The following is a 15,921-nucleotide window of genomic DNA, read 5'->3' as shown; positions in this document are numbered from 1 at the left end:
GTTAGTGGTTAGTGGTGAACAACTAACAACTAGCAACTAACAACTAACTAACCTCGTCGCATTTTCAGCAATTCTTGAGGAGAAGCTAACAATTTAATTTTGGTGTAAAGAATTTCTCCTTGCTGATTGAGGACAAACTGCCATAAAACGTTAACTCCACACCAAGAAGTTTGCACTTTTCCTGTCACCTGAAATTGAATTACACCTTCTTCCAAAGTCTCAGATATTCCTTCGCGGGGATAAACTTTAATATCCACAGCTTCTTTTTTTAAATAACTAGCGATCGCCTCTGGTCCTACGATTCCAGATTCAAAAGGTGGATGCATTACACCATCATTTGCAAATAAATTAGCAGTAGCATCAAACTCTCCTGCATTCAACGATTGAAAGTAACACAGGATAGTTGGTTCCGTAATTCCCTCAATAGTTAATTCTTGTGTAGTATTTCTAGATGATTGTGATAAAACCATAAAATTAACTCCAGATTATATTTCCATTAACTTACAAATAACAATCAAATTAATCCTGTTGCTGGAGATGTATTTTTGATGTTGGTTAGTGGTTAGTTGTGAGTTGTTTGTTGTTAGTAAGTGATAGCTCAATATAACCGAGTACAGCACTCCATCAATTCGTAGTGGATTAAATTTACCGATACTCTGCGTCCCTCTGCGCTAACTCCGCGATCCTCTGCGTTTCAAAAATAACAACTTTGTAGTTCCTGAGTATAAAAAAGACTCTTTATATTACCCAGATGGGAATATAAAGAGCAACTTGGTAGTTGGAAATAAGGGGAGATAGAGAAAGATACTTACAGAACCTAAGCAGGATGCCAGAACGTCTTAAATGGTTATAATGGAGTGTATACATCAGAAAGCGTGCAAAAATCTTACTTGCTTTTTCCTGACTCCTGCCTTCATAATGCTTAGTCGGCGAGAGGGTCAACACCCATGTCAGTTACGACTTTACGGAGAACGGTGATTTGTTGACCAAAATCGAGTTCTTTTAGTGTTTCCAATACCTGCACGCCATCACGAGACAATTGATAATTAGATGGCATGGGAACAACAAAACCTTTAACCATCAATTCAGACAGTTCGTACCAAAAAGCTAGCTTGGTGTTAGCGCTCAGGATACCATAGGAACGGCAGAACTTGGTATTTTTCTTGGCAGCCAGATCACGCATTACCTGTAATTGCTCTTCATGAGTCATCTGCTTAATTTGATTCAGCAGACCTTCGGCTAATTGCAAACGAGCAGCGCCTGTAGCAGCTGGCGTAATTGAACGCCCCATTTCAGTGTAAGCATACCAGAGTACTGCCAGCTGATCATCTACACTCAAGCTTGTAAATACAGCCACAGTGGATGCAACTGCATCAACTGCTTGGGTGCTGTAGTTGAAAGTGTTAGAAAAGCGGTTTTGTGCTGAATCAGTAGTAAATGTCATGATTGCACCAAAGTCGATAGTTTGTACGCTGGGAACTACTAAAAGCATTATTTTTGCTCTCGATATACATCTTGCATCATTTGTTTACAAATTGCAAATAAAATTTACAAATACCATGCCTAAGAAATGGCAAATGTATGTATTGACTAGGTAGTGTATAATGATAACGCCGTAGTTACGGCAAATTTCAGATAAGATAAATGAATCAATTGCCGGGAACAAGCAGTGCTGAAGTTAAACAAAAAGCTCTGGAGTTAGGATTTCACAAAGTCGGAATAGCTGCTGTAGATGGGGACGATACAGAGATAAAGCGGTTGCAAGCATGGATCAAGCTTGGTTATCACGCCGACATGGAATGGATGACTTCTCCTAAGCGCCAGGATATTCGGTTAGTGATGAGTGATGTGCGATCGCTAATCTGTGTAGCCCTCAACTACTATACGCCACACCAACGCCCTGAAGGCAAGGAATACGGTAAAATCTCTCGTTATGCTTGGGGGCGGGATTATCACAAAGTCATGCACAAAAAATTAAAAGCACTCTCGCTTTGGTTGCAGGGATTAGGTGAAAACATTCAAGCACGCTATTATGCAGACACAGGTCCGGTACAAGATAAAGTCTGGGCGCAAAAAGCCGGAATTGGTTGGATTGCCAAAAATGGGAATGTGATTACCCGGGAATATGGTTCTTGGGTATTTTTGGGACAAGTGCTAACCAACTTGGAGTTAACTCCAGACAAACCCCATACACAACATTGTGGTAATTGTACTCGCTGCCTAGAGGCTTGTCCTACAGATGCAATAACTAGTCCATTTGTAGTAGATGCCAATCGTTGCATTGCTTATCACACGATTGAAAATCGTCAGGAAAAGCTACCAGAGACAATTGCATCTAATTTACAAGGTTGGATTGCAGGTTGTGATATTTGCCAAGATGTTTGTCCTTGGAATCAGCGTTTTGCCAATCCAACTGATGTGGAAGAATTTCAGCCATATCCTGGGAATATTGACCCTAAACTGATAGAATTAGCCCAAATCTCAGATCAGGACTGGGATCAACAATTTCCGGCATCGGCGTTGCGGCGAATTAAGCCAGAAATGTTACGACGGAATGCCCGTGCTAACCTAGACGCATTCCAGCAGGCACAAGAATGACCCAGAAAGTAGTTATTTTTGATTTTGATGGCACAATCGCTGATACGGTAGACGCACTTGTAAGTATTGCTAACCGTTTAGCTAAAGAGTTTGGTTATGTGCAAATTACTCCAGAAGAACTAGCTTTGTTGAGAAATTTAACTTCTAGGGAAATTATTAATTATTCAGGTATTTCTGTATTTAAAATACCTTTTTTAGTCAAAAAAATCAAAGGAGAATTAAAAAGTAAAATACCAGAGCTAAAACCAATTACAGGCATGAAAGAAGCCTTAATAAACTTGAAAAATGCAGGTCATCGTCTAGGAATTATCACGTCTAACTCTAAAGACAATGTGACGGAATTCTTGAGAATTAATGAATTAGATAATTTATTTGAATTTATTTATTCTGGCATAACTATTTTTGGTAAAACAACAATTATTAATAATCTGCTTAAACAAAAACAACTGAAACCAGAAGAAGTAATTTATGTGGGAGATGAAACTAGAGATATTGAAGCTTCTAAAAAAGCTAATATCAAAGTCGTAGCAGTCAGTTGGGGGTTTAATTCTCCAGAAGTTTTAGCTAAACAAAATCCAAATTATTTAATTGACCATCCAAGTGAACTGTTAGATGTAGTGAATAATAGTTAAATATCAAAAGTCAAAAGTCATGCAATTTTGGATTTTGGATTGACACGTTAGTTAATGAGAAACTATCAACTACTATCAATTAACTAACCCTTCACACTTCAGTTAACGTCGCCATACGATTCAAATCAGCCGGGGTAAGGTGCGAGTGTACCACTTGTCCATCACGAAACCAGACAATACGTTGAGTTTGACGGGCAACATCTGGTTCGTGAGTTACCATGACAACTGTAATCCCAGTGGTATTTAGTTCGGTAAAAATATCCAATACTTCTTGGGTGGTACGTGAATCAAGCGCGCCTGTGGGTTCATCTGCTAGCAGCAACACCGGACGATTGACAATCGCACGAGCGATCGCTACTCTTTGTTGTTGTCCTCCAGAAAGCTGATTTGGTTTGTTGTTGATACGTTTTTCCAAGCCAACGCGTTTAAGTGCTTCGACGGCGCGATCGCGTCTTTCCCCGGAGTCCACACTAGCATACACCATTGGTAACATCACATTTTCTAGTGCTGTTAGTTGGGGTAAAAGGTGGAATTGCTGAAAGACAAAGCCAATTTTTTTGTTACGAATGTGGGCAAGTTCAGTATCATCCATTTGTGCCACATCGAGATTATCTAAATAATAATGTCCTGATGTGGGGCGATCTAAACAGCCAATAATATTCATCGCTGTGGATTTACCAGAACCAGATGGGCCCATAATTGCACAATATTCGCCCTCGTGGATTACTAAATTCACATTGTTAAGTGCTTTGACTTCAGTTTCACCACTGCCGTATATTTTAAAGATATTTTCTAACCGAATGATTGATGATTTGTGATTTGTCATTTGTCATTTATCCCCTATTCTTTATTATCTCCACTCATTTCCTCATTCGACTACTTCCTATTTCTATAGACTTTTTGCAAAAAATCAGGCTTTAGGCTTTAGATCAAACGAACACAGATAAACACAGATGAACACAGATGAACACTGTTTTAGTTCGTTCAACAAGCAACCCAAGGTATGGTAAACCGTACCACCAGATGAACACAGATGAACACTGTTTTAGTTCGCTCAATTCAAAGCTGAAGCGCTGACTACGAACCTTTCACAAAACTAAGCGCTTCTTAAAGCTACAATGGGGTCTAGTTTCGCAGCACGACGCGCAGGAACAACGCCAAAGAATAAACCAATACCACCGGAAACGCCGACTGAGAGAGTGATTGCGACTACAGAAATTCCTGCATCTAAGGGTGTTAACGCTCCCACTAACAAAATACCACTCACACCGATCGCAGTTCCGATTAAACCACCTGCGGCGGAGAGAATCACAGCTTCAATCATGAACTGTAATAGGATGTCTTGCTGGGTTGCACCTATTGCTTTGCGCAGTCCGATTTCTTGCGTGCGTTCGGTGACAGAGACAAGCATGATATTCATAATGCCAATACCACCGACAATTAAAGAAATAGCTGCGATCGCTGCTAGCATAATTGTCAATGCACCTGTGATCTGGCCGATAGTCTGCATTGCATCTTTTTGCGTGCGGATCGTAAAGTCGTCTTCGCCGGTAATTTTGTGTCGCTGACGCAGCAAATTTGTAATTTGAAACTCTGCACCATCAACACTATTCGCATCACGAGCCGAGACAACAATGTAATCTAAACCAATACCATAGGGAGAATTTCGTCCCACTAATCGGTTTGCAGATGTGGTGATTGGTATCAAGGCTGCTTCGTCATAATCTGCACCTAGGCTTGAGCCTTTGGCTTCCAACACACCAATGACTTGAAAACTGGAATCTTTGATTCGCATCTGTGCGCCGACAGGATTACTTTCATTGAAAAGTCTTTCTGCTAATTTCGCACCCAGTACCGTAACTTGATTATTGCGCTTAATATCGACTTCGGTGAAAAACCGTCCTTGAGCCATGTCAAAATCCCTTACCTCTGGGAAAGTGGGAGTTGTACCAATAATGTTGACGTTGGTGTTGCGGTTGCGGTAAGTTACCACTTGTCTTCTGTTCAACTCTGGAGCAACTCCTGCTACCGTTGGTACTTGAGTTGCGATCGCATCTGCATCAGCTAAGACAAGAGTTTTCGGTACTTCAAAAGAAATGCGCTGAGTTTCGCGATTTCCAGGAAGGATAAACAGCACATTTGGTCCCAAAGATTCTAACTGCTTATTTACATACTTTTGTCCAGCTTCACCAATCCCAATCATGGCAATTACGGAAGCATTGCCAATGACAATACCCAACATGGTGAGAGTACTACGTAATTTATTTGACAGCAGGGTTTTCCCTGCCATTTTGATACTTTCTACTAGGTTCATTGTTGTTCTTTTGCTTGCTGTTCGCGTTTATAGTCTTTGGGTGGGTTGAGAAATACGCGATCGCCTTCTTTTACACCAGACACAATCTGAGTCTGATCTTTTACCTGCGCTCCCACTGTCACTGGACGGAAAAGAGGTTTGTTTTGAGCATCCGGGACAAGTACTCCAGTTTCGCCTTTTTCGGTAACAATTGCCACAGTCGGTACTAAGAGGGCATTATCTAATTGATCGCCTAAAAACGTCAAATCAACATTTAAGCCAGAACGTAGCACTTCTTGTCCCGTAGTAATAGCTACTCGTACTTGGAACAATGTCACACCTTCTTCCTTCACGGCTTCGGGAGCAATCAGGCGGACACGACCTTTAAATACTTGGTCTGGGTAAGCATCGGTAACAATTTCTACCTGTTGTCCTTTTTTAATTCTGCCAATATCGGCTTCAGGAACTTGTGCTAACACCTCTAAACCCTTAGCTAGAGCAACGATCGAACTGGAAGTAGCCGAGGCACTCGAGGAAGCAGAAGTAGTCGGTGCTACATAGGCACCGTCGTTAGCATATTTCTGAGTCACAATTCCTGCGAAAGGAGCGCGGATGATTGTGTCTTGTAGCTTCACCTGAGCCGCCTTTAACTGTGCTTCTGCAACACCTACGGCTGCTTTGCGTTGGGCGATGATTTCCGGACGAGTTCCATTTTCCAACAAGCGTAATGCTGCTTGGGCTTCCGCAACAGCAGCTTCTTGGCGGGCGATTTCTTCGGAACGAGAGCCGCTTTCTAGTAGTGATAATCGGCGTTGAGCTTGTTGAAGAACGGCTTTTGCCCTTGTGTCTTCACTCACGTACTGATCTAATTGGTCTTGAGAAATGGCTCCTTGTCGTGCCAATTCTCGATATCGCCTGACTCGTGCCTGTGTCAAGTTTACCTGTGCTTTAGCATCATCTACCTGAGCTTGGGCTTCTTGAATCTCCTGGGAACGATTACCAGCACGGGCTTGATCTAGTTGTGCTTGGGCTTGTGCTAAACGCGCTCTGGCTTGGGCAATTTCTTGGGGGCGGCTCCCGGCTTGGGCTTCTGCTAACTGTGCTTTGGCTTGATCTAGACTGGCTTGATATTGCAGAATTTGGGCATTGACATCTGCACTATCCATCACAGCAAGAACTTGTCCTTTCTGGACGCGATCGCCTTGTTCAACTCTTAGCTCTGCCACAATTCCTGGTTGTTTCGGGCTAATATTCACGCTTTGAGCTGGTACTACCTTACCACTGGCAGTAATCCGTAATGTGACATCTTTTGCTTCTACAGGAATAGTGAGCGCTGCAATATCTTCTCTACTTGCCCCCCGATTTACCAAAGTATAAGTTGTAGTGCCGCCAACAACCAAAATCCCAGCTGCCATTAGCCCAATCAGCCAGCGTTGGGGGTGCTTCACTTTTTTGCCTATAACGGGAATTTCTATATGAGTATTCATCACAGCAGCCTTGAAAAATAACTTGGATTTCAGGATGGTAAAACGGGAGACAAGAAAGAAATATTGATGAAAATTTTCTATCCGTTGCCAAGATCGTTAGTTTCCTATTGAACTTAAGTTCCGTTAGGATGCATCTTGCACAGGAAAGAGCATGTGTATAGATAAATAATTAACTTATAGTTTCTTAACTTTCCTTGATGGTATCCTGCGCCAAGTATTTTTTACTTCACCTGAATGGGTGACTTTAGTTAAAGGGGGATTGGGGATAAAAGATCCGGGAACGGGGATCGGGAATTAATTCGACATCAGTGCTGCTTCTAGCTGCTCCTGGAACCACAAATAGATAAGTTTACGTTTATTCAACCCGAAGAATTGCCATCGCATGTCGATATTAGAAGACCTGTCGCTCCTGCAAATGAGCTAATATTTCCTGACGCTGACGCCAAACTGGATGTAATTGTTTTTTGGCAAACATCTGTAATTGCTTACCACCATCAAATGAATTTGGTTGCGATGCATTACCGTAACTAGTGAGTGCCATTGCTCGTACAGGATTGGAAAATTCAATGACAGCAACATAGGAATCACCTGCAACGGCTTGGAAGCGATCGTTTTCACTAGGAGCAAAGTTGAGTACACGGAAAATCCCCAAATCACCATCTCCACCATTGGCAGGTAAATCAATATCACCCACCCTTACCCGAAAGACATCCCCCCAAGGAACATCCAGCGCCCCATAAGTCTTTTCTACCTGTGCTGCTACTGCTTCGAGTGTTGCAACTGCACTTTTCGGATTAGCTAAGCCATCAGGGGTGGTGCGTGGGGAGTTTTCACTCCAAGGTTTACTAAATGCCTGCTCCCAGTCCATCTTTTCTACCCAAAGGGCAAATAATACTGCTCCCCGACTATCTGCATTGGCTTGCCGATCCCAGGCTTCTAGAATATTGGCTGCTCGCCGTCCTATGTCCTGACCATATTTGCGGGCAGCGGGGATTAAATCATCCAAAAGCCGATCAGCCAGTTCCATACGGGTAGAGTGCTTATATGCAATCATTTCATCAAAAGAAATTTTTTCATCTTCATCCAGCATTCTTACAGAACGTTGGGAGCGGAAATCCATGAAACGAGGCGCCATGTAAGGTGGGTAATTATTTGCTTTGATGGCGGTTGGAAATGTGGTTGTCCAGGGTGGATCATTGGTATTTTGTAACCAACCGCTCTTGGGGTCAACTACGCGCGGTAAATCTTGATATGGATGCATTTTTGTCCACAAGGTTTTAGATGTATTGCCTGGAATAATACCTTCCCAGTAAGTAAAATCACCATTTGATCGCACTGGAACTTGACCGTTGAATAGGTGCATAATATGCCCTTTTCTATCCGCGTACATTACTGTAAACATTGGTAATTGCAATCGCTTGAGTACCTTTTCAAACTGGCTGAGGTTTTGGGAACGTGCCATGTCCCACCATTGTTGAAGGGCACCTGGTCGGTCAAGACCGACAACTCTCAGGGCAAAGGCTTTATTATTTTTCTCAAGGACGACGGGTCCATGGACAGAAGTTTTCACTACTAATGGTTGTTCTTGCAAAGAACCATTTTTCTGCTTCACCTTCAAGGAGAGGGTTTTGGAAAGGAAGTCGCGAACTTTGCCATCAAAGCGATAACCATTACCTGCCAATGTCAGTTCATAAACATCCCAGCCATCGTGGGTGTTAACAGTGTGAGTCCAACCTAAGTTGTCGTTAAATGCGATCGCCAACACCGGAACACCCACAAGTGTTGCTCCGTAAGCATCAATTCCAGGCGCGGTGATTTGAGCTTCATACCATAGGAATAAATCTGACCAGGGTAGGTGTGGGTTGGCTAAGAGCATTGCGTTTCCACTAGCAGAATGACTGGGTGCGATCGCCCAACCATTAGACCCTGCTTGTAATTTTTGTTTGCTTAGTCCTATGACTTGTTCTGGATTGACTACAAAAGTGAAGTGGAGTACCCGATGCAGGTGAGCCATGACATCTTCTGGTTTGACTGGTAGCACCACCTCAACTTCATCATTAATCAAGTTACCGTGTTGGGAAGCATAGGCATTGATCCCAGCAGCAAAACCATCTAGATAACTACGAAAAGTAGGATTCTGTACCTTGTACCAACTAAGAGCGCGTTCTGGTATTCCTGTCGTCAACACCCATCGGTCTGAGTCTAGATATTCCTCTCCCCAGTATTCGGCTGCACGTCCCCGTGCTTGACCGTAGAGACGTAAAAGCAAATCTCCATGACTTTGCATTTGCGCCCAACCGAAGGCATAAAATGCGCTCCGGTTATCTTTACCGTGGATGTGCGGTACACCATAGGTATCCCATAATATTTCTGTAGATTTGGCTGATACAGCTGTAGTCTGGCTCCCTACAAACAAAATAAGTATCAAAGCGAGTATCAAGGGTAAAACGCGTCTTGATACTCTTTTGTAAACCCTGGATAAAAAGTCAATCCTCATTACTACCACCGTGTGCAGGTATAACGTCTGGTGACTGAAACTGCTAAGTAAATTGTGCGTATAACTTTTAGACCTCTTGCAAAATTATCTTTTGCAAGAATTGGGGTGCATATTAAAGGGGAAAGGATGTTTTAATCCCTTTAACCCTTTCCCCTGACTTCTGCAAGAAGTGTATTATTTCTATGACCGTCATTTGACCAATGATCAAGCAGATTCTCGTTGCTCTAACAACGCCACCTTGTTGAGAAATTATATCAGGATTTACAAGAAACTGGAATGGTATATTTATTGCTATAAAAAAAGAGGAATTAGCTAAACAATCTACATAATAATGTAATCTATATATAAATTTATCAAGAAAGATTATCAAATTAGTACTTTAAAAACTGTTAAATATTGAGAGTGCAAATTACAAAACAAATAGCCCACAGAGTGTAAAGTTTTCAAGCACAGCAAGATAATGACTAAAGCGACCACAGTGTCACCAAGAGGATTGAAAAAGCGACAAATGCCAGCCTTACTTGGTCTGGTTCTGGGATTATGTATCCTGCTAATTTGCTTGGTATACAGTGTCACTCTAGGTGCAGCAGACATTCCTCTGGACAAGATTTTGGCATCTTTTATTGCCTTTGATGGTTCCTATGAACACTTAGTCATCCAGACAGTGAGATTACCGCGTGTACTCATTGCTATCCTTGTAGGTTCAGCCTTGGCTGTATCAGGAGCATTAATGCAAGGTTTGACACGCAATCCCCTAGCAGATCCAGGGATTTTAGGTATAGAGTCAGGAGCAGCACTGGCTGTAGTTGCAACAATCTTTATTTTTGGCAGTTCTAGCTTGAGTGTTTTAACTATTGTGGCCTTTTTGGGTGCAGGAGTCACAGCAACGTTAGTCTACTTTTTGGGTTCTCTGGGACGGGTAGGAGCTACTCCACTGAATCTCACAGTAGCAGGTGCAGCACTCACGGCTCTAATTTCTTCTCTCACCACTGCTGTTCTGATCGTCAGTCAACGAACTTTAGAAGAAATTAGATTTTGGTTAGCTGGTTCACTAGCTGGACGCGATATCAATATACTCTTGCAAGCACTACCTTTTGTCATGGTTGGATTAGTAGTTGCTTTTGCCCTTGGTAGGCAAATTACTACTATGAGTCTGGGTGAAGATGTAGCTAAAGGCTTAGGTCAAAAGACAGCTTGGGTTAAAATAGTTACTGCCATTAGCGTAGTTTTACTAGCAGGCAGTTCAGCTGCTCTTGCCGGACCGATAGGTTTTATTGGCTTAGTAGTTCCCCATATGGTGAAATTCTACATCAAAGCCGATTATCGTTGGATTTTACCCTATAGTGCTGTTTTAGGTGCGATTTTACTCTTGATAGCAGACATTGCTGCGCGCCTGTTGCTCAAACCCCAGGAGTTACCTGTGGGTGTAATGACAGCACTGATTGGCGCTCCCTTTTTTGTGTATCTGGCTAAGTCTAAGGTGAAAAAATGAAGGTTGATTGGCTAGTCATTCGTTCCCAGGCTATATCCTTCCGTATCGACCGACGCGTACCACTGGTGCTGCTATTTCTGGGATTAACCACTATAGTGGCGATGGTGATGAATTTGGGCAGGGGTGAATATCCAATCTCATCCTTGGATATCATCAAAACTGTATTGGGTATAGATACGGGAAACCCAGATCATGCCTTCGTGATTTACAATTTGCGTCTATCCCGTACTCTTGTGGCTTTGATGGTGGGAGTGGCACTGGCCATCTCTGGCACTATTTTCCAAGGTTTAACACGTAATCCTCTGGCAGATCCTGGAATTATTGGCATCAATGCCGGAGCGAGTCTCGCAGCTGTTATAGTAATTGTACTGTTTGATGTAGCGCCAATTTATACCTTGCCATTGGCGGCCTTGATTGGTGCCTTATTGATGAGTGTTTTAATTTACTCGCTAGCTTGGAACAAAGGTAGCTCCCCAGTTCTATTAGTTTTAATGGGTATTGGCTTGTCTGCGATCGCAACTGCTTTCACCAGCTTGTTGATTACCTTTGGGGATATTTATAACGTCAGTGACGCTTTAGTATGGTTGGCTGGCAGTGTCTACGGACGTACCTGGGAACAAGTATTTTCCTTCTTACCTTGGTTGATTGTTTTCGCACCAACGGCGTTGCTCCTAGCAAGGCATTTGAACGCTTTGAACTTGGGAGATGATGTCGCCAAAGGTCTAGGTACTCGCGTGGAATGGGAGCGTGGTTTACTAGTGCTAGTGGGTGCAGCCTTAGCAGGTGCAGCAGTCGCCACCGCGGGAAATATCGGTTTTGTTGGTTTAATCGCACCCCACATAGGAAGACAGTTGGTGGGTGCAAACCATCAAGGATTAATTCCTACCTCAGCGCTGTTAGGCGGAATGATTGTTGTGATAGCAGACTTCCTGGGAAGAACACTGTTTGCACCCATTGAAATACCTTGTGGGGTGGTGACTGCTGCGGTTGGCGCTCCTTATTTTCTGTATTTGTTAATTCGTAATCCTAAAAAATAAGAGACTGGGGACAAATTAATTCATAATTCATGAAACTATGGCAACAATCCTGTTTTTAAAATCGAACACCGATGAACACAGATGAACACGGATAACTTATCTGTGTTTATCGGTGTGCATCTGTGTTCGCTGATCAAATCAATTCATAATTCATAATGGTTTCAATTATGAAAGGACTATCAACCAAAAGCCTGTCTTTAGCTTACGATGGTGTGCCAATTATCCGTGATTTGAATTTGGCAATCCCCAGTGGACAAATTAGTGTTTTAGTTGGTGCGAATGGTTGTGGTAAATCAACTTTGTTAAGAGGTTTAGCCAGGCTGCTCAAACCCCTTGGTGGCACGGTATATCTTAATGGAGAGTCTATTTTTAAGCTTTCCACTAAGGAAGTAGGGCAGCAGTTAGGTATTTTACCCCAAGGACCAGTTGCACCAGAAGGGTTAACAGTAAGAGATTTGGTAGCACAAGGGCGTTATCCTTATCAAAATTGGTTGCAGCAGTGGTCAGCAAAAGATGAAAAGATTGTACAACAGGCACTAGAAATCACAAATTTACTGGATTTGGCAGAGCGAGAATTGGACACTTTGTCTGGTGGACAAAGACAACGAGCTTGGATTGCAATGGCATTAGCACAGGACACAGATATTTTACTTTTGGATGAACCGACTACTTTTTTAGATTTGGCGCACCAAATAGAGGTGTTGGATTTGTTGTATGAGTTGCACCAAACTCAAGGACGGACTATTGTCATGGTGCTGCATGATTTAAATCACGCGTGTCGTTATGCTGATTACTTGGTTGCTGTCAAAGATGGTCGGATTTTTACGGCGGGGGAACCAAAGCAGGTAATGACTGAGGAGATGGTACAAGAGGTTTTTGGGTTAGAGTGTCGTGTTGTTAATGATCCAGTGGTGGGAACACCGATGTGTGTGCCGATAGGACGTAAAGGAACAAGTAAATTACAATCAAACAGGCCGAACTTGCAAAGAGAGTTGGAGTGAAGTTTTTCGTTGTTAGCGTTTTCTCCTGGTTCAACTAACGAACACAGATGTAGACGCGCTCATAGGCTTCCCCGTTACTGCTAGGTTGAAGCTGAATAAGACCCGCAAACCTGCCCCTTACTGCGTAAGCGGAAGTGTGGGTAGTTCACAATTCATACAAGAGGTCTAAATCTATCTGCATTTATCGGTGTTTATCGGTGTTTATCGGGGGTCGATTTCTTAAACATACTATTGTTCACAGCTTCACATCAGGCATTATCATTAACTCTTCACCTATTGCCACACTACCACTACTAATTACCTGCGCTAAAACACCAGTCTGGGTATGCTGAAATTGCTCTTGCAAAAGAGACAGTAACCTCATATCTCTTTCTCCGGTTTCAGGATGAACATCTATATTTAAGCAGCGATTAATTCTAACTGTCACAACAATTTTGGCTGTTCCGAGTTGTATTTCTTTCCCCACCCAGTCAAATTCTCCCCAGGCAGGGACACCTTCTACAACAATATTTGGGCGGAAGCGCCGTACGTCTATTGGCTGCCCAGCTAATTGACTTAAATTGTCAATAGTTGCTTGACTGACGAGGGAAATATGTACTGCTTCCCGGTCGGGATAGCGAGTTTTGTCAAATTCCCCAACTAGCTGTAGAGGTGCGCGGTTAGGGTGTCTCGCAGCTTGACTAGGGTAAATTCCTGCTAGGTAGCCAGTGAAAAAAGCTGATATTAGATCCCTTCCTTTACTAGTTGTAGTATCAGCAACTAATAACTCTACACCTTTGTGCTTGACTGTGAAAGTACCAGTGTCTGGATCATAGAAACAATGTAAAGCAGCGAGTCCTGGCCAGTCGTTTTGCATGGCGAAGTTTTGCTTCTTCATCCAAGACACAGTAGTCAAGCTAGTATCTGTGGCATTTTGCTTATACATCAAAGCAAAAGCGCGATCGCCTGGAATACCATGTCCGACTTTGAGATAGACGTGATCGCACTTGTGACTACTTAATCCTTTGACAGGGTAAATCAATAATTGCTGAACGGATATTTTAGTCATTGGGGATTGGGGATCGAGGACAAGGGAAGGGAGAAAAGCAGGACAAGGAGGATAAGGGGGACAAGGAAGTATTTATCTCTTATCTTCCCCTATCCCCAATCCCTATTCCTTAGCTGGACTAACCGATTTTTGTCCTGCTGAAATATTCTTACTATCTTGAGCAGAACCACCCATAATACTACGGAAATATAAACCTCCAACGGTCAATAAAAATACAACATACCCTACTGCCTGCACAACATAAAGATGTTCTCTGTAGCCAAACAAGGCTTTGAGTAGAATACCGGGGAATTTTTCTTCAGGTAGGATATTGGCTGTATTCCAAACCATTGGCCCTAGTATACAAGAATGAATTTTGGTAAACCTTTCGTAGTAAAAACAAAGGCTTTCGGAAGCACGATTACTGAGGGCATAATTAGCTGCGGCTTCGTCAAAATTATGTAATGCAGAAATTACTAATCCACCAACAATTAATACCAACAAAACACCCATTACTTGGAAAAATTGGCGGATATTAATTTTAACTCCCCATTTAAATAAAAGCACACCAATTGTTGCTGCAAGTGCAATCCCACCAATAGCCCCAACAGCAGGAATTAGCCCCTGTTGAAAATTAGCAGCAATGAATAGAACTGTTTCAAAGCCTTCGCGGACAACAGCAATCAAAATTAAACTAAAAACACCCCAGCCAGCATTAGTATTATCTTTTAAAGCTTCTGTTACCGCTCCCTCTACTTGAGCTTTCATAAATCTAGCTTGTTTGGTCATCCAGATCAGCATCCAGCTGAGCATGATAATGGCCAGTACGCTAAATACAGCTTCCATCAATGGTTCAACAACAGATGTGTACTGGGGATTAATTGTTCCCAATACTTGTATTACCCAACTAAATAACACGCCAATCAGCGCACTTAAGGCAATACCAACACCGACACCAGCATACACCCAAGGATTGAGTCGGGATTGTTTAGCTTTTTTCAACAAAGCCAAGACAATACCAACTACTAAGGCTGCTTCTACTCCTTCTCGGAGTGTAATTACAAAAGTAGGTAAAGCAGTACTAAAGTTCATCAGTTGTCCTTTTTCATTTGTTATTTGTCATTGGTAATTTGTCATTTTTATGTTGCTTGTTATTTGTTATTTGTTGTTTGCAATTACAACCAACCATCAACTACCAACAAATAACTAATGACTAATGACCAATGACTTGTGACTCTTAACTAAAATCGCGTAACATTTTCTTCAGTTCAAGATTATGCATCTCTTCTTGACCGATCATAGTTCGGGCGAATTCTTCTAAGTAAATACTTGCATCAGTTACCGTATCAAGCAACTTTTTATACAAATCAAGTGCTTTCTTTTCGTGTGCCAAGCTTTCTTCCAAAATATGTTTCACTGAATGCTTGTAACTTTCTTCTATTGGGGCAATTTTTAGGCTAGGATGTCCATCTAACCCTGTGAGAATTTCACCTACTTGTTGAGCGTGCAGCAAAGATTCGTTTGCCTGGGCCTTAAAGAAAGTTACAATCGGAATCCGATTGGGGCCAGTTACCATCAAAGAGTAGTGAGTGTAACGCACAACTCCTGCCAATTCAAACTCCATAATGGCGTTGAGCAGGTCAATTGTTTTCTTTTGGTCAAGTTCTTGCATTAGTTCTTAATTTTCGTTAAAAGCCAGAAGTTTTTAGTTATGAACTATAAGTTAGAGATGTCTAACTTTTGATCCATTTCTCAGTAAATTTTAAATTCATAGTTTGGAACAAAAAGTCAATAGTAATCTAACCAGATGTACTATTGTGTTTGTAGTCAGGACTTTTGTCCTTGTTGAGCGAAGAC

The 15,921-nt window shown here is 42.2% G+C and carries 14 protein-coding genes; 5 read left to right on the top strand and 9 right to left on the bottom strand.

What is annotated here, in order from left to right; genetic code table 11:
• Positions 1-47: 47 nt before the first annotated feature.
• Together NIES592_RS02670 and NIES592_RS02665 are read right to left on the bottom strand one after the other, a co-directional pair.
• Positions 48-470: a ketosteroid isomerase family protein gene (locus NIES592_RS02670; protein WP_073554834.1), complete on the bottom strand. Its 423-nt coding sequence runs from the start codon at positions 468-470 to the stop codon at positions 48-50.
• 452 nt (positions 471-922) lie between these two features.
• Complete coding sequence (locus NIES592_RS02665; RefSeq protein WP_073554967.1) at positions 923-1,444, bottom strand: orange carotenoid protein N-terminal domain-containing protein; 522 nt, start codon at positions 1,442-1,444, stop codon at positions 923-925.
• A gap of 200 nt (positions 1,445-1,644) precedes the next feature.
• On the opposite strand from NIES592_RS02665, the gene queG reads away from it, so the two are divergent.
• Positions 1,645-2,598, top strand: a complete 954-nt coding sequence (gene queG / locus NIES592_RS02660; RefSeq protein WP_073554833.1) for a tRNA epoxyqueuosine(34) reductase QueG — start codon at positions 1,645-1,647, stop codon at positions 2,596-2,598.
• Entirely contained in the window at positions 2,595-3,230 is a 636-nt protein-coding gene (locus NIES592_RS02655) for an HAD-IA family hydrolase (RefSeq protein ID WP_073554832.1), read from the top strand. Before queG ends, NIES592_RS02655 begins: the two co-directional genes overlap by 4 nt.
• Positions 3,231-3,321: 91 nt before the next feature.
• On the opposite strand, the gene NIES592_RS02650 is transcribed toward NIES592_RS02655, so the two are convergent.
• From NIES592_RS02650 to NIES592_RS02635, 4 genes are all read right to left on the bottom strand, one after another.
• Positions 3,322-4,056, bottom strand: coding sequence for an ABC transporter ATP-binding protein (locus tag NIES592_RS02650; RefSeq protein WP_016871215.1), 735 nt, complete (start codon positions 4,054-4,056; stop codon positions 3,322-3,324).
• Positions 4,057-4,326: 270 nt separating this feature from the next.
• On the bottom strand, positions 4,327-5,544 hold the full coding sequence (locus NIES592_RS02645) for an ABC transporter permease (RefSeq protein WP_062248906.1): 1,218 nt from the start codon (positions 5,542-5,544) through the stop codon (positions 4,327-4,329).
• On the bottom strand, positions 5,541-7,010 hold the full coding sequence (locus tag NIES592_RS02640) for an efflux RND transporter periplasmic adaptor subunit (protein ID WP_062248908.1): 1,470 nt from the start codon (positions 7,008-7,010) through the stop codon (positions 5,541-5,543). Before NIES592_RS02640 ends, NIES592_RS02645 begins: the two co-directional genes overlap by 4 nt.
• Positions 7,011-7,401: 391 nt before the next feature.
• A complete protein-coding gene (locus NIES592_RS02635) occupies positions 7,402-9,507 on the bottom strand; it encodes an acylase (RefSeq protein ID WP_073554831.1) in 2,106 nt (701 codons plus the stop codon).
• A 460-nt stretch (positions 9,508-9,967) separates the two neighbouring features.
• On the opposite strand from NIES592_RS02635, the gene NIES592_RS02630 reads away from it, so the two are divergent.
• From NIES592_RS02630 to NIES592_RS02620, 3 genes are all read left to right on the top strand, one after another.
• Entirely contained in the window at positions 9,968-10,999 is a 1,032-nt protein-coding gene (locus tag NIES592_RS02630) for a FecCD family ABC transporter permease (protein ID WP_073554830.1), read from the top strand.
• On the top strand, positions 10,996-12,036 hold the full coding sequence (locus NIES592_RS02625; RefSeq protein ID WP_062248914.1) for a FecCD family ABC transporter permease: 1,041 nt from the start codon (positions 10,996-10,998) through the stop codon (positions 12,034-12,036). Before NIES592_RS02630 ends, NIES592_RS02625 begins: the two co-directional genes overlap by 4 nt.
• A gap of 167 nt (positions 12,037-12,203) precedes the next feature.
• On the top strand, positions 12,204-13,037 hold the full coding sequence (locus tag NIES592_RS02620; protein WP_073554829.1) for an ABC transporter ATP-binding protein: 834 nt from the start codon (positions 12,204-12,206) through the stop codon (positions 13,035-13,037).
• A gap of 235 nt (positions 13,038-13,272) precedes the next feature.
• Here NIES592_RS02620 and NIES592_RS02615 read toward each other — a convergent pair whose 3' ends face one another.
• From NIES592_RS02615 to NIES592_RS02605, 3 genes are all read right to left on the bottom strand, one after another.
• Positions 13,273-14,085: an MOSC domain-containing protein gene (locus NIES592_RS02615; RefSeq protein ID WP_073554828.1), complete on the bottom strand. Its 813-nt coding sequence runs from the start codon at positions 14,083-14,085 to the stop codon at positions 13,273-13,275.
• Between the two features lie 102 nt (positions 14,086-14,187).
• Positions 14,188-15,156 (bottom strand): FTR1 family iron permease, encoded by a 969-nt coding sequence (locus NIES592_RS02610; RefSeq protein WP_073554827.1) that lies wholly within the window; start codon positions 15,154-15,156, stop codon positions 14,188-14,190.
• Positions 15,157-15,301: 145 nt separating this feature from the next.
• Positions 15,302-15,736, bottom strand: a complete 435-nt coding sequence (locus NIES592_RS02605; RefSeq protein WP_009458447.1) for a ferritin-like domain-containing protein — start codon at positions 15,734-15,736, stop codon at positions 15,302-15,304.
• Positions 15,737-15,921 lie beyond the last annotated feature (185 nt).

It is taken from the genome of Fischerella major NIES-592 (assembly GCF_001904645.1).
Classification (GTDB): Bacteria; Cyanobacteriota; Cyanobacteriia; order Cyanobacteriales; family Nostocaceae; genus Fischerella; species Fischerella thermalis.
Note: the sequence above shows the minus strand (reverse complement) of the source record. Positions and strands in the feature narration are given on the sequence as shown.

Coding starts and splice junctions, on each gene's coding strand:
- NIES592_RS02670 (WP_073554834.1), bottom strand. CDS start 470: ATGGTTTTATCACAATCATCTAGAAATACTACACAAGAATTAACTATT.
- NIES592_RS02665 (WP_073554967.1), bottom strand. CDS start 1,444: ATGACATTTACTACTGATTCAGCACAAAACCGCTTTTCTAACACTTTC.
- queG (WP_073554833.1), top strand. CDS start 1,645: ATGAATCAATTGCCGGGAACAAGCAGTGCTGAAGTTAAACAAAAAGCT.
- NIES592_RS02655 (WP_073554832.1), top strand. CDS start 2,595: ATGACCCAGAAAGTAGTTATTTTTGATTTTGATGGCACAATCGCTGAT.
- NIES592_RS02650 (WP_016871215.1), bottom strand. CDS start 4,056: ATGACAAATCACAAATCATCAATCATTCGGTTAGAAAATATCTTTAAA.
- NIES592_RS02645 (WP_062248906.1), bottom strand. CDS start 5,544: ATGAACCTAGTAGAAAGTATCAAAATGGCAGGGAAAACCCTGCTGTCA.
- NIES592_RS02640 (WP_062248908.1), bottom strand. CDS start 7,010: ATGAATACTCATATAGAAATTCCCGTTATAGGCAAAAAAGTGAAGCAC.
- NIES592_RS02635 (WP_073554831.1), bottom strand. CDS start 9,507: ATGAGGATTGACTTTTTATCCAGGGTTTACAAAAGAGTATCAAGACGC.
- NIES592_RS02630 (WP_073554830.1), top strand. CDS start 9,968: ATGACTAAAGCGACCACAGTGTCACCAAGAGGATTGAAAAAGCGACAA.
- NIES592_RS02625 (WP_062248914.1), top strand. CDS start 10,996: ATGAAGGTTGATTGGCTAGTCATTCGTTCCCAGGCTATATCCTTCCGT.
- NIES592_RS02620 (WP_073554829.1), top strand. CDS start 12,204: ATGAAAGGACTATCAACCAAAAGCCTGTCTTTAGCTTACGATGGTGTG.
- NIES592_RS02615 (WP_073554828.1), bottom strand. CDS start 14,085: ATGACTAAAATATCCGTTCAGCAATTATTGATTTACCCTGTCAAAGGA.
- NIES592_RS02610 (WP_073554827.1), bottom strand. CDS start 15,156: ATGAACTTTAGTACTGCTTTACCTACTTTTGTAATTACACTCCGAGAA.
- NIES592_RS02605 (WP_009458447.1), bottom strand. CDS start 15,736: ATGCAAGAACTTGACCAAAAGAAAACAATTGACCTGCTCAACGCCATT.